A 26,797-nucleotide genomic window follows, 5' to 3' on the forward strand; every position below is an offset into this window, starting at 1 on the left:
AGGAAAGCGGTATCTTGCCCAGTTGCTGCATCAATTCCATTGTATCCATCTGTACCCAATTTTCCTTTAGTTTGCCATCCTCAACTTTCCAGATATCGATAAAATGGACATTTACCTTTTTATTTGTTGCTGCAATTCCCATGTAATCAGATTTTTGTGTGCCCGTCCAGGCGCCACGGGTTACTACTTCATTTCCAGATTCCCTCATATCTTCTATCTTTATATTGATATCAGGAAATGCCTTGATCATAGCATTCATCCCCTCTTTTAATGATACTCTGCTATTATTGGCATGGGGTTTAGGGTAATCATGGCTAATAAAATCGGTACTCAAAAGCTGGTCTAATACTTCCGGTTGGTGCAAGTTAATCACCTCGTTGAAAAACCTTTCAACAGGGGCTGTGGTTTTTGATTGTGTTTGCATTTTTTTTAATTATGGTTATGCGCCCATCTACAGGGGTGGGCATTCCCTTTATGTGTTTTGGCCCTGCTTGTTCTTATAGCTTACAAATTCTAAATAACTTTATTAGTTGTTGAAAATGCCAATAAGGGCCAAATAATACCTAACATTTAAATTATTTCCTTTCATAATTTATCTCCTTTCAATTTTTTAGATTTAATTAATAAATTTTAAATGCGGTTTGATTGAAAGGTTATTGGCTGAAATAGCTCTATGGTAGTTATGAAAATGAGAAAACAAGAAAACTTCTCTAATTCAATACAGCTTAAAAGTAATTTTGTTTTAAAAAATGTCCTGATTCTCTTAATAAGTTCAAAAAGGGTACTGTGCCTTCCGGTATTTTTCTGATTAGGAAATCTCGCCTTTCGCTCAAATCCTTTTCTCAAGAAGGGATTTATTGTTAAAGGTAGCATCCCGATTAAATCGGGACAAGCTCTGCTCAGATAGTGGAACTGGCAGACACGCAGGGCTTACAATTTGCCCCGATTGTTTTGCCTCATGAACGAAACACAGGGTAAAACAAAGATTATAAATGCTCGTTTTTATTAAAATAAAGGCGAATTATGTGGTCAAAAAATCTAAACCATAAAAAAATAATAATTTCATAGTCGTTTGTTCCTAATATTTATATTAATATGGTTTTTGCGACCAAAAAACAGAACCTTTACTCCATAAGTTTAAATCCAGAACCCATAATCTAATAACATCGACACGAGGCTACTAAATTATGCTAATTGAAAAACGATGGCGCAAATTATCCCCTTTAAAGCCATATTGCCCAATCCCGCTTATGCGGATCAACTGGTTTTGACCAAGCCGCAGGCAGAATCAGTCGCCGGCAGCAATCAAAAACCAGAGCCGCTACTGCCTTTAAAAGATCTGCTGGAAACCGGTGCCAGGCTAAGGCCCGAAACGCCGGAAGGCCAGGCAGCCGCCTATTCAACCATCAATGCGACGCTGCGCCATTTACTCGAAACTCATAGACTGGTACAAGAGGAAACACCGGGCATTTATGTCTACGAAGTGGAGCATCCCACTTATCGCCAAACAGGCATCTGGGCATTGACCGGGCTTGAGGATTACCGGAGCGGAAACATTAAAAAACATGAGCTAACCCTGGAAGATAGCGTACGCAGGCTAAAGAATTATCGCGCGCATACCCGGTTGGAAGGAAGTCCGGTTTTACTGACCTATATACCCAATCCGACAATTGACCGGATCATTGAGAATACCAAATTAAAGCAAAAGCATAGCACTCTTGGAAATAGCTACGGCGTACACAGACTTTGGAAGATTGAGGACAGTAAAGTTCAGCAACAATTAATTGATGCTTTTGCTTTAATTGATAAAGTTTATTTAGCCGATGGCCACCATCGGTTGGAGTCTGCTGTTCAACTCGCCGGAACTGGTCACAGTTTCGGCCAGCCGGTTTACGATACGTTATCCTCTTTGTACATGTCCACCACGGAATTACGCATACAGGAATATGACCGCACAGTGGTTTTGGAAGAGCCGTTGGACAGCATGGCATTTCTAAAGCAATTGCTACCGCATTTTTATATACAGCCGACTGATCAGTTTTTCCAGCCAAAAGAAATTCATCACATTGGATTATACCTTAATTGTAACTGGTACAAATTACTGTCTAAACCAAATACCTATGCCCATAAAACGTTGGCGGACAGTATTGACGCCGCTATTTTACAGGATAGAATTTTGGCGCCTCTTTTTGGTATAACCGATCCTAAAATAGACAAACGACTAAAATGCATCGGCGGTAGGCAGGCAATGGATGAATTATTGACGTTTATAGCCGGACATCCCTACGCGGTAGCCTTTACGCTTTGCCCGTTAACGGTAGACGAATTGATAGCGGTTGCGGACGCCGGAAATATCTTGCCGCCCAAATCCACCTGGATCGACCCCAAAGTTCCCTATGGTTTAATCTTATATCAACACCAACCCCTTCATTAGGAATACTAAGCTATTGATTATTATAAGGAGCTGTTTATTTTTGTTTATGGCGATGCTACCATTACGCCTACGCGTATGCAAAATGTGTTGTCGCAATTTATACGCAGCATACACATCACACAATAACGGTATTATTGGTGTGGCAGGTAATCCATTATTAATTGATATTACCAAACCAACCCACCATCTTTAAGGAATGTATTCCAACAGGTAAATCAAACGGGCTTTTTATGCATGATGGTAGTTTAAGTAATCTGCAGGCTGTAATAAATCATTATGACCATATTATTGTTAGCCCGGGCTAATACTAACTTTGATGCTAAACTATTACCCGGAGGGCAACCACAAAACTTAAGATTGAGCCAACAACAAAAGGACGCTTTAGCAGCTTTCCTGGCCACATTAAGCGGAAAGGATGTTTATATGAACAAAAAGTGGGCATCACCTTTTAACTAACATAACCAGTTTTTACAAATCAACCTGATCTGACATGCTGCTACGCTGAATTTTTTCAAGCATTCCGTTTACATTAATTGCGTATAGCGCATCTTTTGTATCGGTATCTATTCTGAATTTAAAATTGGTGTTTGGTTTAGTTTTTTGAGCACCCAATGGTATTACAATTGAACTTAATAATAACACGATTTTTATAGTAATAAACAGCATCTTAATATTTTTTTGAATTGTATATTATTCTATCCAAAAAGAGTGCCGAAAATATATCATTAAACCAAAAATGTGGTTTAATGAATTTAAACAACGTTTTTTATTTTTACAGATAATAGTTACCCCCTTTCAAATTGATAAAAACCAAATCAAATTGAATAGTTTTATAAACTCTTTCCGTCAATAGTGTTCTTAAAAACAGCAGCACATATGAGCTGCTGTACTGTCAATATGTTACTTATAAATAGTACCTAATTAATTAACTTTTAACCAGCCGGTTATACTCATTCGGGGCCTTTGGGTACATATAACTTCATGCGCTAATTCGTTACTTTTAAAAAAAACACTTTTACCATTTTCAGGAAAAATATTTTGCAACCTGTCTTTATGATGAATACGTAGTTCTCCGCCGTCGGTTTCCAGCCATCCCGCATTTAAATAAATTATCATAGAATACTTTCGGCTATCGTTGGTGCGAAATTGATCTAAATGTTTTTTATAGAAGCTACCCTTTGGATATAAGGTATAATGAAACTCATAACCTGTAATACCCGTATAGCAAGTATCATTTAAATAATTTACAAAATTATCTATCACGTCAAAAAATGTATTTTCATAGTAATCGTTATGCTTTCTATCCAGCCAATAAATCATATCACTCCTAACAGACCCATCGCGTATCTGTTCATTATCATTCCCGGTACCTGCAGATTTAAAAAGCTTTGCTGCATAGATAGCAGTCAAATTATCTTTTAGGTGCGACGAAAGCTTTGCATCGATAAAGTTTTGTACAATACCTACCTTATCATCTATAAAACTATCAATAAGGGTATCAAATATTTTCTCCAATTAGCGCAGTGTATTAGTAACATGCCTGTATGGTGTCAATATACCTTTTATTCGCGGTGTTTGTATATGCAATAGTGTTATACTTAATACTCCTCATCTTCTCTACTCTTGGCCCAATGGTTTCTTCAAGCATATATCAAATTAAAAACCATGTTATATCATTCAACAAAGAATGAACAACATGGTTCCGGACAATTGTATTTAAACTAAAATTGAGTTGTTTTTAAAAGTAGTTTCTTTAAAAGGATATTGATAAACATCAGCCACCGCTTTGTAGGTTACCGAGCCCTCAAAGGTATTTAGTCCCTTTAATAATGCGGGGTTATCTGCAAATGCCTTACTGTAGCCTTTATTAGCAATTTGTAATGCATAACCCAATGTAGCATTTGTAAGTGCTATGGTTGATGTATTTGGCACAGCACCAGGCATATTACCTACCGAGTAATGCAATACATTATGCTTAACATAAACCGGGTTATCATGGGTGGTAGCATGATCGGCAGTTTCAAACATTCCACCCTGGTCAATGGCAATATCTACAATAACCGAACCCGGTTCCATGGTAACTATCATAGCTTCGGTAACTAATTTAGGCGATTTAGCGCCCGGAATTAATACCGCACCTATTACCAGATCTGAATTTTTAACGGCTTTTGCAATATTGCTTGAGTTTGATGCCAGGGTTGATACCTGGTAACCAAATATATCATCCAGCTGGCGCAGCCTGTCAAGGTTATTATCTATAATAGTAACATCGGCACCTAACCCTATAGCAATTTTAGCAGCGTTTGTTCCTGCTACCCCACCGCCAATAATAGTTACCCTGCCACGGCGCACACCTGGTACACCACTTAACAAAATACCTTTACCGCCGTTTGGTTTCTCTAAAAAGCTTGCGCCAACCTGTACAGACATACGGCCTGCAACTTCGCTCATTGGAGTTAGTAATGGCAATGTTCCGTTAGGTAATTGTATAGTTTCGTAGGCTATAGCTGTTACCTTACTTTTTAATAAAGCTGTTGTTAAATGTGGTTCGGCAGCTAAATGCAGATAAGTAAACAGGATAAGATCGCTACGGAAATATTGAAATTCACTTTCAACAGGTTCTTTTACTTTCATTACCATCTGTGTTGCCCACGCTTCTTTAGCGGTATTAACAAGGGTTGCACCAGCCTTTTGATAGCTTGCATCGGTAAAACCAGAACCTTCGCCCGCGCTTTTCTGAATACTTACTACGTGCCCCGCGGCTATTAATGCTTCAACACCTGCTGGTGTAAGGGCTACTCTGTTTTCGTTGTTTTTAATTTCCTTCGGAACGCCAATTGTCATTTTTAAAATAGTTACATTATGAGATAAACTAAACTAATATCAATGCCATAAATGAGGTTTAGTTCCTCAATTAATGGGATAATATTTTTTTAGCGATGTTAATTCTGAGTCAGTTAAATTCAGGCTGCAAAAATAAGTAAATAATCTACCATTGAGGTGTTTGTAATTAATTAATTGAGATAATGGATATTTGTTAATCTGTAATGACAAAACAAAGCAAAATGATGAGGGTTTAAGTATCAATTGACATGAAAAAATTTATATTAATTATTTTTCTGGGTGTTTGTTTAAATTCATTTGGGCAGGATACTTTGCAAACGCTAAACTTTACCCGCAACCATATTAAAAATACAGGTATGGAGGTTTTAGGCACTTGGGCCGTTGCTAATATTGTAGCAGGCGGTATTGGCTGGGCAAGTACAAATGGTACTACCAAATACTTTCATCAAATGAATACGATATGGAACGTTGCCAACCTGGGTGTAGCATTGGCAGGTTATACAAGCGCCCAAAAAGACAGAAACAAATATTATACGGCAGAAGAAAGTTTGAAAGAACAATTACAAATAGAAAAGATATTCCTGGTTAATGGTTGCCTGGATGTGGCTTATTTAGGAGCCGGATTTTACCTAAAGCACCGTGGTGACGTAAAGAACTCAGATCAATCACGGGGATACGGATCTGCAATAATTTTACAAGGGAGCTTTTTACTATTGTTTGATGCTGTTATGTATACTTCTGAAAAACATGCAGGCAATAAACTGCGGGATTTTTTAATTAGAAACCCAGTCACTTTTGATGGTCAAAAGATTGGAATGATATTAAATTTTTAATTTTAAAAAGCTTAATACCAGCAAATTATCATTAATAAATTTAAAAGAACACTTAACATTGAAATGGTTGTTAACATAAACATAATATTAAACAAACATTAAATTAATCTATTTTTGTCAAATAAAAATTACAACCATACCTAATTTCCATAATACCTTCAAATGAAAAAGACTAAAATCAATGCTATAGCAAAAAAAGCAAAGAAAGCTTTTAAGAAAGATCTAAGTGATAAAATTGCCGCTCAAATAAAAACATTAGTTAACCAGGTTGAACCCGGACTAAAGAAAGCAGAAAAATCAATTGAAAAAGCTGCTAAAAACCTGGCCAAAAAACTATCCAGATTAACAACTGATAAGACTGTTAAACTGCCCCTTGCTAAAACACCTGCACCTGTAAGCGTTGCAAAAACGCCCGTTGTAACAACAAAAGCCGAGCCGGCAAAAGCCACTACTACTGCACAAGCGAAAACCGCACCTGCTAAAGCTGTAGCAAAAACTGGCACACAGGCTCCTGCAAAACCAGCAGTTAAGAAATAGTCTATGTCATTTCGAACTATAGTGAGAAATCTTAAACGAGCGCTGGGGTGCCTGTTGCTCATTTAAGATTTTTAACTATCACTTAAGAAAAAGCTTTCCCCGCTCCCCGTAAAAATGATAAAATGTGTTTTTATCCCATATTATAGTAAAATTGTTCTGCAACAATTTTACCGTCTTTAACTTCAAAAACAGCAATTTCGCTCATTGGCATACGGCCGCTTTTTTTGTAGGTAACGTCCATATCCATAGTAACTGTAAAATGGCTGCCTGCAACTAACGGATCTGATATCTCGCCGCTGTGTATTTCTTCAACACTGCTATACCATTCTACTGTCTTAGCTAAAACGTCGGCTTTACCTTTAGTTACGTTTCTTGGCGCGCCTTCCATTTCTTTGCTTACAATATTATCGGCATACAGCTCATTAATAGCGTCAACATTTTTGCCTTCGCGGCAGTATTGCACTAATTTGTTTGCTACTTCTTTTGTGGTCATACTATTTTAATTTAGGTGGTTATGTTAAGTAAAGCTATAATTTTTATAACAGACCAGCCTTATTTCTTAATTAAATTTAAGTTAACTTTTCAGGCTGATACATCTACATTCAATCACTAACCCTTTTTACCAACAACATTTAAAGTAACAGCGCTATTGTGAGGTATTTGAAGTGTTTTACCTGGAGTTACCTGTACATATAACTTAAGGTATCCATCAATGATACCCTTTATTATTCTTATGGTCGATTTTTCAAACTCAGGAAATACATAAACTAATGATCGCTGAAAATGTAATTGCCCTTGTGTATCAACCGTTGCTAAAAACGAATAAGAAAAATCCTGATACGCTTTATTGATAGTTATGGTGTATTCGGGGTACATATATTCGTCGGAGTTATCCCACTTATTCATTATATCTGCCGCCACTGCTTCCTTTTTCACTTTTACTAACGAACTCTTGCTTTTAAAAACAACAGTTTCACGCGCAGCGAATGAGCTATCCGGATTAGCGTTTACCATGGCTATCCGCTTCATTATAAACAAGCTGTCTTTTCGCTGTGGTTTTCTTAGATCAACAGTATCTTTATGCAGCACATTTTTTATATAGTTATCCGCATAAAAGGTCATGTATACATTGGACCGCGCCCAATAGATGGATTTGCCCTTTACCTGCAATACCTGTAATTTTAAACTATCCTTTGTTACCTGTAATGCTTTTAGCCAGGCACCTGATATATTAAAAATAGAATCATGATCTAATGTAACCGGGAACTTAAGAAAAATATTCTTATCTGGGTTGTATACACTTGCATAGCTATCAGAATAAAACATTAGCCGCCATATAGAGGATAACTGGTACCCGTACTGATTAAATGCCAGGCCCGAATCAAAGTTTCTGCGAACTTCGGTATAGTAAATACCCGTTACCTTTTTAAATGATGTATTATGCCTGTCTTCTTCTTTGAATTTACAGGAGAAAATAGTTGCAATTAAAACAAAGAATATACATCGGCGCAACAGGAATGACATGCCGTAAAAATGCAGATTTAATTTTTATTTTAAGTTCAAAAATGAATAAGAAACGTAACGATTATGATGTGAAAATGAGATTGGTATATCCATTTCTTTTCCATCATTAAACAAAATTGGATAGCCTGCCGGACCCTTATCTATGCTGAGCGCATAATTTGGAAACAAGCTATTTAGTTTATTTAACACGAATAACCGTACATTTTCTGATTGGCTAACACTATCGCTCTTATCTATTAATTGCACACCCCAATAAACATATTGAAAGTTATTTTCGCCATTCACTACAGTGGCTACAAATTCATCATAAATGATTGATTTAAAATAAAGCGTATGTGTGTCATACAAAACATTTCCTTTAAAAAACATCCCGACTGATTGGTCGCCTTCCCATCGATCACTTCTAAATTCGCGGGAAACTTCGATATCCTGAACTATTATCTTTGAAGGAGAAAATACAAGGTTAGCATCGCCTCTTTTCAGGTATTTATAGGCCGATTCTTTTACAGACCATAAAAGCCATACAAAAATCTCAAAGGCCATTTGAGGCTGATGGTAAAGCGCCAGCTCAAAAGGAGTAATAAATTTTGAATAAAATACAGGCTGACAGGTGCGCTGTTTATCAATAACGTTTAGCGCGACAATATCATTGCCGGCGCTTTTCACGCGGGTTTGTTTATCTTTTCAGAAATTACGTCAATACAATTCCCTACGTTGTACATTTTCTCTGCAGCGTCAAAATCTATTTCAATATTATATTGTGCTTCAGCATCTATAATAATATCAACCAGGTTGGCCGAGTTGATCTTTAAATCTTTTATAAGGTCTGTTTGTTCGTTGATCTCGGCCAACATTTCTTTACTTTCTGTATACGGAGCCAATACTTTTTTTAGTTCACTTAAAATTTCTTTTCTATCCATTAGTCGTTTTTATATTTTGAGATAATTAAACAGCTGTTAACATCGCCAAAACCAAAATTAGCCTTTGCAACTGTGTTAATTTCCTTGTCTACCTTTATTGTTGGCAAATTGTTTGCCCCAATTATATCTAAAATTTCCGGGATAGGGTCTTCTAAATTCAAATTAGGGTGTACAAAGTTATGTTTTAATTGTAAAACAGCCGCAACTGTCTCAATTGATCCGGCTGCGCTAAGCGAATGGCCCACCATTGATTTTAATGAATTAACCATCGGAAAGTTATCGCCACTGCGGCCCAATGCCTGTACCCAATTTTGAATTTCCAGTTTATCAGCAATAGTAGCGGTTAAATGACCGCTCACCAAATCAATATCATTGGCACTTATATTTGAATTGGCAATTGCCTCCCTGATACATTTAACAACACCTTCAGGCCCTGGTGCTGTCATACTGCCGCCATTGCGCTGTCCGCCTGAGTTGGTTGCCCCGCCTAACAGTTCGCCATAAATTTTTGCTCCGCGCGCTAAGGCAAAATCCAGATCTTCTAATATTAACGCCCCCGCCCCGGAACCCGGTACAAAACCACCTGCCGAGGCACTCATTGGTCGCGACGCCCTTTCAGGCTCATTATTAAACTTGCGCGATAATACACGCATAGAATCAAATCCGCCAAAAACATAACGGTCCACATACTCACAACTACCCACTACCATACGTTTGGCCATGCCAAACTTAATATACTCATAACCCATTAAAATGGATTGTGTACCGGTAGCACAGGCGGCAGAGTTATTAATGATCTTGTTACCCAACCCTAATCTGCCCGAAATGTAAGCTGTAACGCCGCTATTCATTATCTGCTCAACTACGCGTGAGCCTAATTTTTTCGATTCACGGGCATCAACACGGGTTATGGCGGTTTTTATAACATCAGTATCTGCAACACTGCTGCCGAACACACAACCTGTTTCCCATAAAGTATCTTCGCTTACTATTTCATTACCTGCATCAGTCCATGCATCCAGCGCGGCTTTTATACCGTAAGCAATTCCTTTGCCTTTTAAGCCATACAGGCTGGTTTCTGTAATATAGTTGCGTAGCTGCTCCCATTCAAATTCGGGCACACCGCTTACCTGGCAATTAAATTTCAAATCCTCATATTCCGGAATGAAACGGATACCCGATACACCGTTTTGTATAGCATGCAAAAAATCGGGAATATTTAATCCATTTGGCGATACTATACCTAAGCCTGTTATTACAACGCGGTTACTCATTCTTGCTTAATTCTTTATTTAACAGCATTTTTTATAATGCCTGAAAATACTCCTTTTGCCACTAATTCATTACCCGCATTATGCATTTCTACTAAACACTTCAATTTACCAAAACGAAAATATTGCTTTTTTGAAGTTACCGTAACTTTTTCTTCGGGCAATACCATTTTAAAAAAATCAACGCTGGTTGATGTTAATAATGGGAATGAACCTTCGTTTATTGCAATTCCCCGCTGCTGTACACCGCTAACCATTAAATGTATACCCAAAACCACTAAACCTATCTGCGCCATGATCTCAGTAATAATAACTCCGGGGGTTATCGGATTACCGGGGAAATGATCCTCGTAAAAAAAAGCGTCACTTTTTAATGTATAATCCCCTGTTACTCCATTTTCATCAAGTGAAGTAATGTTATCTACAAACAGGAAAGAAGACTTATATGGTAAATATTTTAATATATCATTCATTATAAATTATAATACTTATTGCACCTTACCTACTACAAATAACTATCTGCAATGTTCTCCGCCATCTACATGAATTACAGATCCATTTATCCATGCTGCCTCGTCTGTGCATAAAAGGTATATAACATTAGCTACGTCTTTCGGGGTGGTTATTCGTCCAGACGGGTTTCTTGCAAGGGCATGTGCTATCAATTTTTCACTATCAGGTATTCTTTTTAAGGATGGGGTTTCAGTTATTCCAGCCTGTATCAGGTTAGTTTTTAAACCAAACTTAGTCAGCTCAACAGCCATATATGTAGTCAAACTTTCTAATGAAGCTTTTGCTATAGATACAGCTGCATAGCCCTCCCAGTATTTTTCAGAGCCTTCGCTGGTTAACCCAATAATCCGGCCATCAGCATGAAAAAGATCGGCAGCTAATAAATCTTTTGTCCAATCAAGTAAACTGGTAGCCATGGCATAGGTAGTAAGCTGTATATCCTCTTGTGTAAGCGCCTCTTTATCTCCATCCTTAACTAATGGTTTTAAATTCCCACGGGCGATAGAATGAAGCAATAATTTAACTGAATGCTTTTTATCCTTTGCAAACTGTTCAATAAAAGCTACACGAGCCGTTGCATCAAGCGCATTTATATTGAAAGGAGAAATGGTTACCTCATTGGTTGCTGCAATTGCTATAAACTTTTGTTTAAGCTCTCTTTCTGCTGCGGCAGTTTCGCGGTATAGCACCGCTATGTTCATACCATGCAAGGCCAGTTTCTCAACCGCTGCAAAGCCAAATCCGCTCGATCCGCCTAAGATAAGGGCCCAGTTGCCAGAAAATTGTTTTTGAGTATTATGCACTTAACCTTCTTAAATATTTTGAGTCTAAAAGTAACTCAAATCTTGCTAATTTACAGCCTATACAGCTTACTTAATTAGGCAAAGTAGTATAATTGGCTATATTTGTGTTGATACTGATGTAAAATTAAATATGAAAATCAGAATAATATTTGCCTTGCTTTTAACTTTGCCGGGTATGGTTGTTCTAAGTAAAAATCGGCAGCAAAAACTTGATAAAGCTGCCTTTTACGATGCTATGTCTTCTGGAAATTTAGCTATAGTTAATAAAGAACTGGATATTATAGCTGCCTCATCATTTAATGAAAAAGATGGCTATGAAGGTGCTTTACTAATGCGTAAAGCCGGGTTAATGGGGCGCCCTGCCGAGAAACTAAAATTCTTTAAAGCCGGGCGTACAAAATTTGAAACCGCGTTCTTGAATGATACCAACAATGTGGAGTTTCACTTTTTGCGTTTTGCCATACAGGAACACGCCCCTAAAATAGTTAAGTACCGTACCGACCTGGAAGCTGATAAACAAATCATTTTGAAAGCTTATAAAAATCTGCCGCCGGTAGTACAGAACGCTATAATGGATTATACCAAAAATTCAAAATTATTGCACGCACAGGATCTGTAAGATAGTATGAGTAAAAAAGTATTAGCTATTTATTATTCGCAATCCGGACAGTTAGGTGAGATCATTGATAATTTTACGCAGCCACTTATTGATGCCGGCATTTCTGTAGAAAAAGTTAGGGTTAGATTAGTTAACGAACCAACCTTCCCCTGGACAGCAGATACCTTTTTTAGTGTAATGCCCGATTGCCAGTTAGATGTTCCTGCCGCGCTACAACCGTTTGAATTAAAAGAAAAGAAATACGATCTGATTGTTTTAGGCTACCAGGCCTGGTTCTTATCGCCCAGTATACCCTTTAATTCTTTAATGCAAAATCCGGAATTGAGGGCTGTTTTAAAAAACACACCTGTTATAACTGCAACAGGTGCGCGTAATATGTGGCTGAACGCGTTTGTACGTGTTAAAAAATTATTGCGTACCACAGAGGCTAAACTGGTGGGTAACATCGCTTTAGTTGATACACATCCTAACCCCGTTAGCTTTATTACTATCTTCCACTGGATGCTGCATGGAAAAAAAGACCGATATCTAAACATTTTCCCCCCTCCCGGTGTTTCAGATGCGGATATAAAGCATACCAAAGTATTTGGTGAAACCGTTATACCACATTTAGAGCATAATGATTGGGAAGGTTTACAAAATGAGCTTGACGCCGAAAAGGCGGTGGTACTAAATTATAACTTAATGATAATTGAAGGCACCGCAGGTAAAATATTCAAGGTTTGGGCAAATATAATTTCTAAACGAAAAAACAAGTTGCCATGGATAAGGGCCTATAAATATTACCTGTTAATTGCTTTTTTTGTAGGCGCACCTATATTGATAACATTGGATGCGATTTTGTTCAGATTCACTTCGCCAAAACGTATTAAGGCGAAGAAACAATATTATTTAAATTTAAATTAAACAGGTATGCCCGTTTATATTACTAATACTTCTACATTTTTACCGAATGAACCCGTTCCTAACGACGATATGGAACTGTACCTGGGTTATATTAATGATAAACCGTCTAAATCAAAAAGCATAGTACTACGCAATAATGGTATAAAAACACGTTATTATGCCCTAACAAAAGGCGGCAAGCCCACACACACTAATGCCGAAATGACCGCGTTGGCAGTAAAGGGTTTGTTTAAAGATGATCCCGAAAAAATAAAAGATATTGAGTTGCTATCCTGCGGCACTTCCTCACCCGATCAAATGATGCCATCGCACGGAGTAATGACACATGGCTGGTTGCCAGAGGCTGAGGCTATTGAGGTAGTTTCGCCATCAGGGGTTTGTTGCGCGGGGATGCACTCGCTTAAATTTGCTTATTTGGCTATAAAAGCAGGCGAAGCTAAATTGGCAGTAGCAACAGGTTCTGAACGGTTTTCGGGCTTATTGGTTTCTGATGTATTTGAAGAAGAGGCGCAGAAACTAAAGGAGCTTACCGATAACCCATTCATTGCTTTTCAAAAAGATTTTTTAAGGTGGATGTTATCAGACGGCGCTTCGGCCTTTTTATTGAGCGATGAGCCTAATAAAGAAGGCTTAAGTTTGCGTATTGATTGGATCGAGGGTGTATCCTATGCTAATGAAATGGAAACCTGTATGTATATGGGCGGTGATAAACAACCCGATGGTACATTAAAGGGGTTTATGGATTATACGCCCGAGGAGATCATGACCAAGTCTATATTCAGCGTTAAGCAGGATATTAATTTGTTAAGTGATAATATAGTGCCGTTAGGCGGCAAAAAGATAAAGGAAATATTTGAGAAGAAAGGACTCACCGCAAGCGATATTGACCATTTTCTACCCCATATATCCAGCGACTTCTTTAAGAGTAAAATTTACGACCTGGTTGAAATATATGGCGGGGGTATCCCTTACGAGAAATGGTTTATTAACCTGTACACCGTAGGGAATGTTGGCGCGGCATCAGTTTATTTGATGATTGATGAGCTGTTCCACAGCGGTAGGTTAAAAAAAGGCGAGAAGATTTTGTTACTTGTTCCTGAAAGCTCGCGTTTTTCATATATGTATGCGATGCTTACCGTTTGTTAAATTATAAGGAAAAAGTGTGCGGGTTAGGTATGAGTTTGTTTCACGCAAATGTGAAACAAAATGTAACAAGTGAAACAAGATTTTGACTTAAAATGCTGTATATGAGATAATTGATAAAAAGTGATGTAACAAAATGTAACAACTTATCCGTCAGTATTTTTAAGTATGATTTTAAGTTTTTTCATTGATAATCAAATAATTGCCGATTGCCAGTTTTTTCAACAGTGAAACAGGTTATTGAAACAAACAGCGAGTTAACAATAAAACCATGTCATTTCGACGAGGAACGAGGAGAACTATCTCTTGAGCGATAGCGTAAAAATCTTATACGCAAATACAAAGTTCGTCGTGCATGGTGCATAAGATTTCTCCCTATGGTCGAAATGACAAATGGGGTTAATATTACAATATGAAAAAAGAAGATGTTCCGCAGGATCTGGGCGCTTTGGGCAAAGTTACCAAAGAGGTTTGCTATGCTACGGATGAATCTGGTAAATACACTACTCAACTAAGCGACGGTTGGGATATAAAAACAACAGCTCTTGATACAGCATGGCACGATGTTGAAGAACGCATCGCGGCAGCAAAACAAAAAGTGCTGAATAATGAAGCGAGCCCGATCCTGTTCTTTATGGAAAAAGGATTGATGGATGTACAAATACTGGCAGGCTATACCGGCTTTTGGCAATGGCAGGTAAAGAGGCATTTAAAACCGGATGTGTTTAATAGCCTATCCGACAAAAAACTACAGAAGTATGCCGAAGTTTTTAATGTAAGCATACCTGATCTAAAAACAATGACCGTTAATGAGGAATAGTTTCTTAAAGTCCCCTCTTTACGCCAAAGGAGAAAAGAGGGTGGTCGAGCGAAGCAAAGACCGGGTGAGTGAAATATGCGAGCGGACGGTAGGCGTTAATAGCTTGGTGGCGATTACTCACCCCGACATCGCTGCGCGGAAAGAGGGTAAAATATTTATTTCTTAAATCTGTCAATGCTAACAACTACGCTCCCATTTAAACACATACAGGCGGCACACTGCGAAAACGGTGTAACCATGAGCCTGTTAAAAAACGCCGGTGTTCAGCAAATTACCGAACCATTGGCCTTTGGCATTGGCGCGGGATTGTTCTTTGTATATATACCACTATTAAAGATAAACAACGGACCGGTAATAGCGTTCCGCACCTTACCGGGGTTGATATTTAAAAGAACGTGCAAAGCTTTGAATATTCCGGTTGTTCGTAAAAAATTCAGATCGAAAGAAGCTGCGGAACAATTCCTGAATGAATGCTTAGCCGCCGGTCATCCGGTTGGCTGCCAGGTTGGGGTTTATTATTTACCTTATTTCCCTAAAGAGTATCGCTTTCATTTCAACGCCCATAATTTAATTGTTTACGGTATAGAAGATGGCAACTATATGGTGAGCGACCCCGTAATGGAACATACAAACATTTTAACCGGTTATGAATTGGAGCGTGTACGGTTTGCCAAAGGTGCTTTGGCACCCAATGGTCAGCTGTATTACCCAAAAGAAAACACAGTGGTTACAGATGACCAGGTAAAGAGAGCTATTAAAAGCGGCATTGAAAAAAACGTGCGCAATATGCTTACTATGGCCGGGCCTATTACCGGGGTAAATGGCATAAGGTACACAGGCAACAGAATAAAAAAATGGCGCGATAATTTAGGTTTAAAAAAGGCCGGATTATATTTGGCACAATTGGTACGTATGCAGGAAGAAATAGGCACAGGCGGCGGCGGATTTAGGTATATTTATGGCGCGTTCTTACAGGAGGCGCATGGGTATATCCCCAATGATGATTTGTTGGAGATATCGCAAACGTTTACTGCTTCCGGCGATCTTTGGCGCACGGCTGCTGTACAGGCCGCGGGTATTTATAAGGGCCGTATTGGCAGCCAGGAAGATTTTAATATAATGGGCGATTACCTGTTAGAAATTGCCGAAATAGAAAAGAAAGCTTTTATAGCGTTAAAAAATATAAAATGGCAGTAGCCCAATCCTTTGCAGTAAGTATTGAGAACATGAGCTTCCGTTATCCCGATAACGACGACCCGTCTTTCACCAATCTTAATTTACAGATACCAAAGGGTACACGCTTTGGTTTATTCGGACCAAACGGTGCGGGTAAAACAACGTTAATGAACTTAATGACCGGCGTACTCACAGCCGATGAGGGCGCCATAAAATTGTTAGGATATACAGCAGGCGGACAAGATAAAAAAGTAAATAAGCTATTTGGCTTTGTTCCGCAGGACTTTTCATTTTACCAGGAGTTATCCCCAGCCGAAAACCTGGAGTTTTTTGGTGCGTGGGCAGGGTTAAACAAAACTGAAATAACTAACCGTACTAACGAACTGCTGCATATTTTAGGTTTGGACGATGTACGAAACAAAGCCGTCGAAAAATTCTCGGGCGGTATGAAACGCAGGGTAAATTTGGCTATTGGTGTGATACATAACCCACAGGTATTGTTTTTAGATGAGCCTACCGTAGGGGTTGATGTGCAAACACGGCACGCTATAATTAATTATCTGCATACGCTGAATAAAAATGGCACTACGCTAATTTATACCTCGCACCAGTTAAGCGAAGCAGAGGATCTTTGCGAACAAATAGCTATGATTGACGAAGGAAAAATAATTACACAGGGCCATATTAATGATCTGCTAAAAGAACACAAGCATGATAGCCTTGAAGAATTGTTTATAAACTTAACCGGTAAAGCCTACAGAAACTAATGTTTAAACTCTGGGTATCCATAAAGAAAGATATACGCATTCTGCTTCGCGATAAGGTAGGCATCTCGTTAATGTTTGTTATGCCAATAATATTGGTAGTGGTGGTTACCAGTATACAAAACAGCACATTCCAGTTAGTTAATAAAAACAAGCTGCCCATATTGATATGTAATATGGATACCGGCAAGTCTGGCGTGCAATTAATTGAATCTATTGATAAGATAGGTATGTTCAAGGTATCACAAATACCAAAGGGACATGAAAAAACCATATCAGATGATATGCACAGCCAGGATGCCTTGTTAGGTATAGTTATCCCGGCCAACTTTTCGGCAGAAGTAAATGCAAAAGCAAAAAGCGCGTCGGATAAAGCTATGGCTGCTTTTAGCGGCCAGGCTGATACCGTTAAGAATACTATAAAAAAAGAAACAAGTGGCATTGGCCCGCTTACCTTATATTATAATCCCGTTTTACAGGAATCATTACGATTTTCTATCCAGGGAGCAATCCGCAGCGCATTACAATTGGTACAAACCCGTGAAACTTTAAGGACGCTTTACTATTCATCAAACGAAAAAGAACTGCCTAAAAGTTTAGAGAACGAAATGCTTAATAGTAATACTACCATTAACATGCTTCCTGTCTCCAAAGATGGTACACGCAATACACCAAATGCCAGTCAGCATAATGTGCCTGCATGGACCATATTTGCTATGTTCTTCGTTATTATGTCGCTTGGTGGCAGTGTGGTGAGAGAAAAGGTAAGCGGCAGCTTTATCCGTTTAAAAACATTGCCTACAAATTATTTAGTTGGCTTATTATCCAAGCAGGTAACTTACCTGGGCGTCACTTTGCTTCAAGCTGTTGTGATATTCTCAATTGGTATATGGCTATTCCCTTATATTGGTTTGCCGGCTTTAAATTTACCGCAGGATATATTCGCATTATTTATTGTAACACTTGTTTGCGGCTGGTGCGCGGTAAGTTACGCTATATGCGTTGGTGTATTTGCCCAAACACAGGAGCAAGCCAACGGCTTTGGCGCAATATCTATCGTGATACTGGCCTGTATAGGCGGTTTAATGGTACCAAGCTTTGCTATGCAGGGGCTTGCTAAAACATTGTCCAATTTTTCGCCAATGCATTGGTGCCTGCAAGCTTATTATAGTTTGTTTTTAGAAGGCGCACAATTAAAAGATGTGTTAAACAATATTGGTTCTTTATTTATTATTACTGTAATAATTCAATTCCTAACTTATTTAGGATTGAAAAGAAAAAATTTGATATAATTACCCCATGGAAAAAGAAGCGCTGAAAGAACAGCTAAAAGTACAGATCATACAATTTTTAAACTTAACGGACCTTACCCCCGCTGATATAAAAGACGATGAACCATTATTTGGTGATGGCTTAGGCTTGGATTCTATAGATTCGCTGGAACTTATTGTGCTGCTTAAAAAAGAATACGGTATTGATATCAAGGACCCTAAAGAGGGCCGCAAAGCGTTGGTTGATATTAATACGATGGCTGATTATATTGAGGTTAACGGGAAGAAGTAATTAAGCGCCGGTTTAAATTTTATTCAGGATATAAAAATAATAAATGAGCGTCATTGCTGTAAGGGTCAATCGTCATTGCGAGGAACGAAGCAATCTCTACGCTTGCCAATCAATCAGGATAAATGTTGTTCAAGTAATGAATCATACAAATCCTTCCATTCAGGATTTATAGAATTAACTAACTGTTGCTTATGTTTTCGGCTACAGCCTTTAAAGTACCTTTTCGGCAGAAATAGCTTCTTCAATATTTGGATAGAAAATATAATAAACCAACTTATCACAATTATATTTAGCCGTAAAGCTATAAGGATGTGTTTTATTTTTATGATCCCATACCCTGCCCGGCAATTCAGAAGTTACACCAACATATAAAACCTTGTTATATTTATTGGTCATTATATAAACGCAACCTCCTCTTTTAAAAATCATTGTGCAAAATAAAACTTCTTTTTTGTTTCATTAACAGCATTTGGGCATTTAATTAGCGCGTGAAGAGATTGCTTCGTTCCTCGCAATGACGCGCGAGGGTTGGGTTGTTGGGTATGTTGTCCGTCCGACTACTATTATTAAAAACTTCTATTTACAATTAATTCTTTGTGCTACCATAAGCACCTCGCTTATAGGCATACCTAAATAACACGCACGTCATTGCAATGACGCGCATGTTATGATTGGGTTGTTTGAAATGTCCCCTGCAATTTCATACAAACCACCTCACCTGCCATTAAACCTGCATTTATCTTAATTTCACCATCTATTAATTGATAGGCTAAATTAAGTTGCAAAGTGCTAACATTACCCGGCTCAATTAACGACAAGAACTTGATATTATCTGCTTTAACCAATCTTAAAGACTTAGCAAAGGTTTTTTCCAATACCTCTTTCACTATCTGCAGCATGCATGCTCCGGGCACTACCGGATGATCGGGGAAGTGGCCCTCGAAAATTTCATTATGTTGATGTATCTCTAAAGCAGCACTAACTGTATTTTCTTCATGATTTAATGATATAATATTAAACAGCGGTTCTTTTACCATGATGATAGGTTAGCAGGCTGAAACCAGCATTAGTGAGTGATAGTTGTTTTGGTAATGGTTATAGATCAAAATCTTTTTGGGTGATGAGTTTTTGATAGCATTTTCGGCAACAATAGCCGGAACAATTTCCCTTTTTATAATATTTGATGCCAGCCATAAAGCAAATGACACCGATGTTGGATATTCGCCGCAAAGGTGTTTGTAATTAGCCAGTGAACAATTTGCAAATAACGAATGGGTTAAAGTTTCGTAAACCGCGTCATTTTTCAGATCGCCGTTTTTGCCGGTGATTACCAGGTCTATATCTTCAATATTTAGTGAGTTATCAGCTAAAAAGCTATTAATTCTCAATTCAACATCTTCGTTGCTTTTTGGCTTATAAAATGTTTTAACCGCTGTTAACTCTGCCAGGTTATCAGTTGATGGTTTATCTGTTATCAAAACAAACGCGGCACCTTCTCCTCCAATAGTTCCTTTTGATTTGGTTTTAAACAACGATAAATTAGATAGCGGCCAACGCTTATACTGCCCCAACCGGGATAATATGGTAAAACTGGCATCGGTCATTTCATCTGTGCCACCTACTAAAATATTATCAGCTTCCTTTTCTTTTAAAAGCATAATAGCATCCAGCAAAGCACTTTCAAACGAAAGCCCCTTATGCACAAATGTATTATTGTACTGATGGCATTTAAGCATCAATGCAATTTGCGCCGCTACTGTATTATGGGTTGACTGAATAAACGCGGTTGGCGGCAGCATCTCTTCATCTAATTCAATTATCCGGGTTAAAAAAGTGATCGTATCTTCCAAACACCCATAAGCGGTACCGGTAATAATTGCTCCCGGCATTTCAATACCAGCCTGGGTTAAGCATTCCCTTGCCGTGGCCACACCCATCTTGATTATATGGCTCATGCGCCGTATTAGTTTTGGGTCGATATAATCCTTATAATCGGGTTCTATCGCTTTCAGGCGAGTTTCCTGGTATTCAACCGGCTCGGTTAAAAACGGAACATCGCCAAACGTTTTTTGGGCTGATATAGTGGCCGCAGATCGTATATATATTTTCATATTTAAATAGCCGAAAATATTAACGATGTACAATTCCCGCCAAAACCAAATGAATTTGACAATACATGATTGATTTTTTGATCTTTTAAATAATGCTTTTCGGGAGTAAAAGGTAATTCCTTCATCGGCGTTTCAAAACGCAGATTGGGATAGATCAGTCCGTGCTTAATAGCCAAAGCAGAAAACACAGCTTCAACCCCGCCGCTTGCCCCCAATGTATGCCCGGTAAATGATTTGGTAGAGCTCATTTTAGGATAATGCGGATCAAACAAACGTTTTATAGCGGTACCCTCCGCGCTGTCATTATTAGGCGTACCGGTGCCATGCAGATTAATATAATCAATATCCGAAGGCTGTAAACCGCTTTTTGCCAACGCGCCCTGCATAGCCAGGTATGAACCTGTACCATCAGGCGATGAGGCGGTTTGATGATAAGCATCGTTACTGTTATTGTAGCCGCTTAATTGGCAATACAATGGCTTGCTTAACGCTCTGGCAACTTTTTCTGAAACAAGTACAACATAGCCTGCGCCCTCGCCTAAATTCAGCCCTTCACGGTTATCATCAAATGGCTTGCAAAATTCTTTATCCAATATCATAAGGGTATTAAAACCGTTAAGCGTAAATTTGGTAAGCGAATCCGCTCCACCGGCTACTACAACATCTAACAGATCATTCTTTATCAACCTCGCGCCATAAAATATGGCGTTTGCCGAGGATGAACAGGCGGTGCTGATAGTAGTCATGTAATCGGTCAGGCCCAATTCGTTTGCAACGGCTTCGGTCATGCTGCCGCATTCATGGTCGAATACATTGCGCAGCTTTCCTTTGCTGTTATCTTTTGTAAACTCTACAAAGAAATCCTCACTCTTATCCATACCACCTACCGTATTTGCCGAAACAAAACCGGTGCGTAATGAAGACAGGTTTGCTATTCCGGCATCATTTAAGGCTTCCTTAGCGGCTATCAGGCTTAAAAGCGTAGTACGGCTCAGTTGCGAAGAAACATTCGTTATAGCGGCTAATTCTGTGTTGCTAAGTTTCACCTCTGCTACCGGTACTTGTCCATGAAGTTTAGTGTTTATCAAGGTTATTTCAGCCATTCCAGCTTCCTCACGCTCAAAAGCGGCCAGGTTATCGGCCACATTATTGCCTATCGCTGTAATAGCACCCACACCCGCAACATAAACTGATGAACTCATTTATCCTTTATCAATTACTAAATTTTCAAATATACCGTCAAGATTCTTTTTGGAAAACAATATGGCGTTATCCCTTTCTTCTTTTTCAACCAAAAATAAAACCGCTTTGTATTCGTCCTCAAATACATCAACCCATCCGCAAATACAAGCGCTTAAAGCATTGCTATTTAAAAGATTATTTACATATAGTTCAATAAACCCTGCATCAAATTTTTCAAATATAAAAAACGCGTCCTCGCCTTTAAAATTATTGCGGATACATATCTCGCCGATCATAATATTTGGCAATGTATATACAAACAACGCCGGACTTGGAATATCACTTACACTTTTAATATACTTCAGGTCGCTGTCCAGGCTTGAATTAGCGTTAGAGAGAACCAAACCCACATCTTCGGGTTGGTAATCTTTTATATGACTGCCTTTTAATAATATTTCAGAAGCTATCCAACCCAACTTACTCAGGTTATCCATTTTATAAAATTTAGGATAATTCAACCCGAAATGCTGGTATGCAGATAACAGGAACGCTGGCAGATCTGCATTCCGGTTTTCAAATACCGGCACTTCATTCTTATAAACAACATTTTTTACAATGGTGCAATATGATGTTATGTAATTATTTAAATACAATTTATAAATATTTGATTATTAAATAAATATATTTTTAAAAACGTCACTTTGGCAGTGCGAAAACTTACGAAGTTTTAAAAATTCCGTAAGTTTAATTGGTCATTTACTAAATACCACCGCGGCATTACACCCACCAAAACCCGATGCTGTTTTTAAGCAGGTTTTTAATGCTGCCGATGTTAAAGCGGTACAAACATTAATAGCGTCACTTACCCCTATCGTTTTAAATCCTAAAGTTGGTAAGATCAGGTTTTGTTTTAATGATTGGATAGAAATGATAGATTCTATCAACCCAGCCGCCCCTAAGGTATGTCCGTAATATCCTTTTAAGCTATTTAAAGGTACTTTATCCAATCCCGCTGAAGCTATTGCTTTCGCTTCCATCTCGTCGTTATAACTTGTAGCTGTGCCATGGGCGGAGACAAAGTCAATGTCTCCTGCTTTTAACCCTGCTATGCTTAATGCCTTCTCAATTGCCTGTTTAAGCTCTTCCCCTGTGCGTGAGGGCGCAGAAATATGATTGGCATCATTACTTACCGCTCCGCCTAAAACCTTGATCCTATCGCTGTATTCGGCGTTTGACGACAAGATCATGGTTGCAGCGCCTTCGCCTAAAGTTATGCCGGTTCTGTTTTTATCAAATGGCCTGCATGGTTCTGTACTTATTGCCTGGAATGATTGAAAGCCCGATAACACAAACTTTGTTATAACATCGGCTCCTACTATAACAGCGTTCTCATACTGGCCTGATTGCAATAACCGCATTCCTGTTAGTATTGCCATAATGCCGGATATACAAGCATTTGATACCACTAACGGTTGGTTTACAAAACCAAAATGCGCTGCAACCAACTTAGCCGAAGTATGCATAGCAATGCGGTCTTTTAAGCCCGGGTCATCAGCATCGGTTTCCAGTAAACTTATATTGCCTTTAGTTGACGATAGGATAAGAACTGTCTTTTTATCGGAGGCTTCTATCCCGCTGTCTTTTAAAGTATCTTCAACAGATGCTATCAATAGACGTTCAAACCTGGTGTATGTTAACTGCTTATCAGTTTTAAAATCGGCGTAATCAAAAAGCGAAGCATACACCGGCTCATCAGCTAAAGCGGTATTATGATGTTGCTTAATACCGGAAATACCTTGTTTAACCTGCTCAAAATTTTCGGCAGTGGTGACCCCTATAGGTGAGTATATATTATCAGCAACTATATAAACCGCAGGCATTATTGGTTGATAAATATTTTCATTTCGCATTGCGCAATCACCTCCCCGTTACACCAGATTTTTCCGGATACAATACCGGCATCAAAAACCTGGACCTCCATTTTCACTTCTGTAAACAACACATCCCCTATTTGAGGTAAGCTGTATATTTCAAAATTCTTTACCTGGCCTATGTAACCGTTAGCAACGGGCCTGTTTTCAATACGGGCCATATTGCCCGAACCGGCAGCGGCGGTTTGCGCCATATTTTCCATCAGGCCAGCTTCGCTAAACTCGCCGTTAATTACTAAAACATTATCTGCGGGAATCTTAAAGCTGCTTTTGGTGATGTTGTCGTCAGAGAATAACAATTCGTCCACCATAACAAATGGCGGCTTTTGAGGTATTAATGATAAAATGCTTTCTCCCGCTATCATGAATATAAACCACCGTTAATTGATAATACTTCGGCTGTTATATAGGCTGCTTCTTTTGATGCTAAAAACCCTACAGCATGGGCAACTTCTTCCGGTAAACCAAAACGATTAACCGGTATACTTCTTCTTAACTCTTTCTCGTCCAGGCCTTCGGTCATATCTGTTTTAATAAACCCCGGAGCTACGGCATTAACCGTAATCCCGCTGCGCCCAACCTCCTGCGCCAGTGCTTTAGTTGCCCCTATTACACCTGCTTTAGCGGCCGAATAATTGGTTTGCCCCGGTAAACCTTTAATGCCTGATAGTGAAACTACATTAATGATCCTGCCATAACGGTTAAGCATCATACTATCCAAAACTAAACGTGTAACATAAAAGAAACTGTTAAGGCTGGTATTTATTACATTGTCCCATTGTTCATCTTTCAACCAAACCATTAAGCTATCATCACGTATGCCGGCATTGTTTACCAGCACTTCAATATCATTGCCTTCGTTTGCATTTATCCAGCCATCCAGCACCTCTTTAATTTGTTCTTTATCAGCTACATCAAATTGCAGCAACTCGCCATTGCCGCCGCTGTTTTTTATCAATTCAAGGGTTTTATTAGCTTCTTCTGTGTTGCTTTTATAATTGATAAGTACATAATAGCCCATAGCAGCCATTTTAGCACAGATAGCTCTGCCTATTCCTCTTGAACCGCCTGTAACTAATGCACATTTCATGGTGTTATCCTGTTACGGGATTAGTAGTTTCTAAAAAGTTCTTTACCCGTTCTATATCTTTATATTTTGGTGAATCTTCCACAAATTTCGGGAATATTGCCCTAACTTTGTTATATACATCCAAAGTATGCGGCGCCAGTTTGTCCTGGCAGGCCAAATAATCAATAGCCTGCAATATGGTCATTAACTGGATTGACAATACCGTAAAAGCATTATCTATAACCCTGCCGGTCATTAAAGCGGCATTACAGCCCATGCTCACAATATCCTGGTTATCATTATTATTAGGGATGCTATGCACATACATCGGGAACGACAATGTTTGATTTTCTGCAACAGTTGATGTAGCGGTAAACTGTACGCCCTGCATCCCGAAATTCAATCCTAAAACACCCAGGTTTACAAATGGCGGGAATTTCAGGTTCAACTTATCGTTCAGAAGATAATTCAACTGTCGCTCTGATAGCATAGATAATTTAGTGATTGCTATCTTCAGCTTATCCATCTCTAACGAAACATAATCGCCATGGAAGTTACCGCCATGAAATACATTTTGATTGATGTGGTCAATAACCGGGTTATCGTTTACCGAGTTTAGCTCATTAACCAGTACGTTTTCTGCCTGCGTAATGGTATCATATATCGGACCTAACACTTGAGTTACGCAACGTAACGAATAGTATTCCTGTACTTTATCTTCAAAAATCTCCTGGTCAATATTACCCGGATGATACAAATGATCTGTACGGCTGCGGATCATTTTACTATCCTTTAAAATATCGCGCAGCATAGCGGCTACTTTATTTTGTCCTTTATGGTGCTTTACAATATTCAACTCGTGCGAGTAATGGTCGTCATAAGCCTCAACAATCTCGTTGGTCATGGCCGAGAACATAGCCGACCAACCCAATAATTTTTTTGCCTGGATAATATTAACCATTCCAATACCTGTCATGGCTGATGTACCATTTATAGTAGCCAGTCCTTCGCGTACATGGATAGTTAGTGGTTTTATATTTAGTTTATTAAATACATCAATAGTTGGCCGGGTTTCACCTTCATATATTACTTCCCCCTCACCAATCAGCACCAAACCCAGGTGGGCCAATTGCACTAAATCGCCACTTGCGCCAACTCCGCCATGCTCGTAGATACATGGGGTTATATCATTATTTATAAGTTCTTTAAGCAGTTCAACTATATCCGTATGCACACCAGAATAAGCCTGTATTAAGCTATTTAAACGGGCAATCATTAAAGCTTTTGCCAGCACGGGAGTAAGTAATGCGCCATTACCCGAACTATGGCTGCGGATCAAATTATATTGCAAATTCAGCAAATTCTCTTCACTTACCCTGTATTGCGCCATGGGGCCAAAACCGGTGTTTATTCCATAAATTAATTTATTGGATGAGAAGCTTTGCAGAAATTTAAAATTGGTCTCAATTTTATTTAAAGCTAACGGAGATAGAGAAACCGACTTTTTATTAAACACAATATCGTTAAAGTCAGCTAAAGTAAGGACGCTCTGTCCAACAGTTATCATAGGCAAATATTAATAATCAATCTTTAAACCCAAACGCAGCTTAATAGTTTGCTGTGATGGATGACAAATATATAAAATAGTGATTAGTAATTAGAGGGTGATGGTGCAAATCAAAATTGTAGCTAATCTTCGTTTCAGTTAAAAAAAGTGTTTCACATCAGGTGTTTCACCCTATTTTTGCAAAAAACCATAAAACAGCATAAAATTCTTATTATGAGATATTTATACTATTTAACCTAAAGCTTTTGTACTGTTTCAAAGTGTTTC

General features: G+C 38.6%; 32 protein-coding genes. 12 read left to right on the forward strand and 20 right to left on the reverse strand.

Translation table 11 applies throughout. The annotated features are described in order from the left end of the window. Nucleotides 1–424: ester cyclase (locus JWR23_RS10365; RefSeq protein WP_299515842.1), on the reverse strand; the 424-nt coding region annotated here is incomplete at its 3' end. Between the two features lie 780 nt (nt 425–1,204). Between JWR23_RS10365 and JWR23_RS10370 the strand changes: the two genes are divergently transcribed. Then, on the forward strand, nt 1,205–2,434 hold the full coding sequence (locus JWR23_RS10370; RefSeq protein WP_299515844.1) for a DUF1015 domain-containing protein: 1,230 nt from the start codon (nt 1,205–1,207) through the stop codon (nt 2,432–2,434). Between the two features lie 276 nt (nt 2,435–2,710). Further along, nucleotides 2,711–2,890 carry a hypothetical protein gene (locus tag JWR23_RS10375; RefSeq protein ID WP_299515846.1) on the forward strand — a complete coding sequence of 60 codons (180 nt, stop codon included), beginning with the start codon at nt 2,711–2,713 and terminating at the stop codon, nt 2,888–2,890. Between the two features lie 12 nt (nt 2,891–2,902). On the opposite strand, the gene JWR23_RS10380 is transcribed toward JWR23_RS10375, so the two are convergent. The 3 genes from JWR23_RS10380 to ald form a co-directional block, all read right to left on the reverse strand. Further along, nucleotides 2,903–3,076, reverse strand: coding sequence for a hypothetical protein (locus tag JWR23_RS10380; RefSeq protein ID WP_299515848.1), 174 nt, complete (start codon nt 3,074–3,076; stop codon nt 2,903–2,905). Between the two features lie 279 nt (nt 3,077–3,355). Further along, on the reverse strand, nt 3,356–3,949 hold the full coding sequence (locus tag JWR23_RS10385; RefSeq protein WP_299515850.1) for a 2OG-Fe(II) oxygenase: 594 nt from the start codon (nt 3,947–3,949) through the stop codon (nt 3,356–3,358). Nucleotides 3,950–4,150: 201 nt separating this feature from the next. Continuing rightward, complete coding sequence (gene ald / locus JWR23_RS10390; protein ID WP_299515852.1) at nt 4,151–5,278, reverse strand: alanine dehydrogenase; 1,128 nt, start codon at nt 5,276–5,278, stop codon at nt 4,151–4,153. A gap of 248 nt (nt 5,279–5,526) precedes the next feature. On the opposite strand from ald, the gene JWR23_RS10395 reads away from it, so the two are divergent. Together JWR23_RS10395 and JWR23_RS10400 are read left to right on the forward strand one after the other, a co-directional pair. Further along, on the forward strand, nt 5,527–6,111 hold the full coding sequence (locus tag JWR23_RS10395) for a hypothetical protein (protein WP_299515854.1): 585 nt from the start codon (nt 5,527–5,529) through the stop codon (nt 6,109–6,111). Nucleotides 6,112–6,273: 162 nt separating this feature from the next. After that, nucleotides 6,274–6,648 (forward strand): hypothetical protein, encoded by a 375-nt coding sequence (locus JWR23_RS10400; protein WP_299515856.1) that lies wholly within the window; start codon nt 6,274–6,276, stop codon nt 6,646–6,648. A gap of 130 nt (nt 6,649–6,778) precedes the next feature. On the opposite strand, the gene JWR23_RS10405 is transcribed toward JWR23_RS10400, so the two are convergent. From JWR23_RS10405 to JWR23_RS10435, 7 genes are all read right to left on the reverse strand, one after another. After that, complete coding sequence (locus tag JWR23_RS10405; protein WP_299515858.1) at nt 6,779–7,141, reverse strand: nuclear transport factor 2 family protein; 363 nt, start codon at nt 7,139–7,141, stop codon at nt 6,779–6,781. Nucleotides 7,142–7,257: 116 nt separating this feature from the next. Next, entirely contained in the window at nt 7,258–8,172 is a 915-nt protein-coding gene (locus tag JWR23_RS10410; protein WP_299515859.1) for a hypothetical protein, read from the reverse strand. A gap of 24 nt (nt 8,173–8,196) precedes the next feature. Continuing rightward, nucleotides 8,197–8,838, reverse strand: a complete 642-nt coding sequence (locus JWR23_RS10415; protein WP_299515861.1) for a 4'-phosphopantetheinyl transferase superfamily protein — start codon at nt 8,836–8,838, stop codon at nt 8,197–8,199. Then, nucleotides 8,835–9,092, reverse strand: a complete 258-nt coding sequence (locus JWR23_RS10420) for an acyl carrier protein (protein ID WP_299515862.1) — start codon at nt 9,090–9,092, stop codon at nt 8,835–8,837. Before JWR23_RS10420 ends, JWR23_RS10415 begins: the two co-directional genes overlap by 4 nt. Continuing rightward, nucleotides 9,092–10,366 (reverse strand): beta-ketoacyl synthase, encoded by a 1,275-nt coding sequence (locus JWR23_RS10425; RefSeq protein ID WP_299515864.1) that lies wholly within the window; start codon nt 10,364–10,366, stop codon nt 9,092–9,094. Before JWR23_RS10425 ends, JWR23_RS10420 begins: the two co-directional genes overlap by 1 nt. Before the next feature lie 14 nt (nt 10,367–10,380). After that, nucleotides 10,381–10,836 (reverse strand): 3-hydroxyacyl-ACP dehydratase FabZ family protein, encoded by a 456-nt coding sequence (locus JWR23_RS10430; protein WP_299515866.1) that lies wholly within the window; start codon nt 10,834–10,836, stop codon nt 10,381–10,383. Between the two features lie 42 nt (nt 10,837–10,878). Further along, nucleotides 10,879–11,679 (reverse strand): SDR family oxidoreductase, encoded by an 801-nt coding sequence (locus JWR23_RS10435; protein WP_299515868.1) that lies wholly within the window; start codon nt 11,677–11,679, stop codon nt 10,879–10,881. A 130-nt stretch (nt 11,680–11,809) separates the two neighbouring features. Between JWR23_RS10435 and JWR23_RS10440 the strand changes: the two genes are divergently transcribed. From JWR23_RS10440 to JWR23_RS10475, 8 genes are all read left to right on the forward strand, one after another. Beyond that, nucleotides 11,810–12,298 (forward strand): hypothetical protein, encoded by a 489-nt coding sequence (locus JWR23_RS10440; protein ID WP_299515869.1) that lies wholly within the window; start codon nt 11,810–11,812, stop codon nt 12,296–12,298. A gap of 6 nt (nt 12,299–12,304) precedes the next feature. Next, nucleotides 12,305–13,204: a hypothetical protein gene (locus JWR23_RS10445; RefSeq protein WP_299515870.1), complete on the forward strand. Its 900-nt coding sequence runs from the start codon at nt 12,305–12,307 to the stop codon at nt 13,202–13,204. 6 nt (nt 13,205–13,210) lie between these two features. Further along, nucleotides 13,211–14,350 carry a beta-ketoacyl-ACP synthase III gene (locus JWR23_RS10450; protein ID WP_299515871.1) on the forward strand — a complete coding sequence of 380 codons (1,140 nt, stop codon included), beginning with the start codon at nt 13,211–13,213 and terminating at the stop codon, nt 14,348–14,350. 409 nt (nt 14,351–14,759) lie between these two features. Further along, a complete protein-coding gene (locus JWR23_RS10455; RefSeq protein ID WP_299515873.1) occupies nt 14,760–15,167 on the forward strand; it encodes a hypothetical protein in 408 nt (135 codons plus the stop codon). 174 nt (nt 15,168–15,341) lie between these two features. Beyond that, entirely contained in the window at nt 15,342–16,364 is a 1,023-nt protein-coding gene (locus JWR23_RS10460) for a BtrH N-terminal domain-containing protein (RefSeq protein ID WP_299515874.1), read from the forward strand. Next, nucleotides 16,355–17,110 (forward strand): ABC transporter ATP-binding protein, encoded by a 756-nt coding sequence (locus JWR23_RS10465; protein ID WP_299515876.1) that lies wholly within the window; start codon nt 16,355–16,357, stop codon nt 17,108–17,110. The genes JWR23_RS10460 and JWR23_RS10465 overlap by 10 nt, the downstream gene beginning before the upstream one ends. After that, nucleotides 17,110–18,399, forward strand: coding sequence for an ABC transporter permease (locus JWR23_RS10470; RefSeq protein WP_299515887.1), 1,290 nt, complete (start codon nt 17,110–17,112; stop codon nt 18,397–18,399). The genes JWR23_RS10465 and JWR23_RS10470 overlap by 1 nt, the downstream gene beginning before the upstream one ends. A gap of 7 nt (nt 18,400–18,406) precedes the next feature. Then, on the forward strand, nt 18,407–18,670 hold the full coding sequence (locus tag JWR23_RS10475; protein ID WP_299515889.1) for a phosphopantetheine-binding protein: 264 nt from the start codon (nt 18,407–18,409) through the stop codon (nt 18,668–18,670). Nucleotides 18,671–18,880: 210 nt separating this feature from the next. Here JWR23_RS10475 and JWR23_RS10480 read toward each other — a convergent pair whose 3' ends face one another. From JWR23_RS10480 to hutH, 9 genes are all read right to left on the reverse strand, one after another. After that, nucleotides 18,881–19,066 carry a GIY-YIG nuclease family protein gene (locus JWR23_RS10480; protein ID WP_299515890.1) on the reverse strand — a complete coding sequence of 62 codons (186 nt, stop codon included), beginning with the start codon at nt 19,064–19,066 and terminating at the stop codon, nt 18,881–18,883. Nucleotides 19,067–19,335: 269 nt separating this feature from the next. Continuing rightward, nucleotides 19,336–19,707, reverse strand: coding sequence for a hypothetical protein (locus JWR23_RS10485; protein WP_299515892.1), 372 nt, complete (start codon nt 19,705–19,707; stop codon nt 19,336–19,338). Nucleotides 19,708–19,716: 9 nt separating this feature from the next. Then, a complete protein-coding gene (locus JWR23_RS10490) occupies nt 19,717–20,781 on the reverse strand; it encodes a beta-ketoacyl synthase chain length factor (RefSeq protein ID WP_299515894.1) in 1,065 nt (354 codons plus the stop codon). A gap of 2 nt (nt 20,782–20,783) precedes the next feature. Next, nucleotides 20,784–21,983, reverse strand: coding sequence for a beta-ketoacyl-[acyl-carrier-protein] synthase family protein (locus JWR23_RS10495; protein ID WP_299515896.1), 1,200 nt, complete (start codon nt 21,981–21,983; stop codon nt 20,784–20,786). After that, nucleotides 21,984–22,550, reverse strand: a complete 567-nt coding sequence (locus tag JWR23_RS10500) for a hypothetical protein (RefSeq protein WP_299515898.1) — start codon at nt 22,548–22,550, stop codon at nt 21,984–21,986. It lies immediately after the preceding gene. 165 nt (nt 22,551–22,715) lie between these two features. Continuing rightward, entirely contained in the window at nt 22,716–23,843 is a 1,128-nt protein-coding gene (locus JWR23_RS10505) for a beta-ketoacyl synthase N-terminal-like domain-containing protein (protein WP_299515900.1), read from the reverse strand. Beyond that, a complete protein-coding gene (locus tag JWR23_RS10510; protein ID WP_299515902.1) occupies nt 23,843–24,259 on the reverse strand; it encodes a 3-hydroxyacyl-ACP dehydratase in 417 nt (138 codons plus the stop codon). The genes JWR23_RS10505 and JWR23_RS10510 overlap by 1 nt, the downstream gene beginning before the upstream one ends. After that, nucleotides 24,256–24,984: a 3-oxoacyl-ACP reductase FabG gene (gene fabG / locus JWR23_RS10515; RefSeq protein ID WP_299515904.1), complete on the reverse strand. Its 729-nt coding sequence runs from the start codon at nt 24,982–24,984 to the stop codon at nt 24,256–24,258. The genes JWR23_RS10510 and fabG overlap by 4 nt, the downstream gene beginning before the upstream one ends. Nucleotides 24,985–24,988: 4 nt before the next feature. Beyond that, a complete protein-coding gene (gene hutH / locus JWR23_RS10520) occupies nt 24,989–26,530 on the reverse strand; it encodes a histidine ammonia-lyase (protein WP_299515906.1) in 1,542 nt (513 codons plus the stop codon). Nucleotides 26,531–26,797 lie beyond the last annotated feature (267 nt).

This window comes from Mucilaginibacter sp. (assembly GCF_028288205.1).
Classification (GTDB): Bacteria; Bacteroidota; Bacteroidia; order Sphingobacteriales; family Sphingobacteriaceae; genus Mucilaginibacter.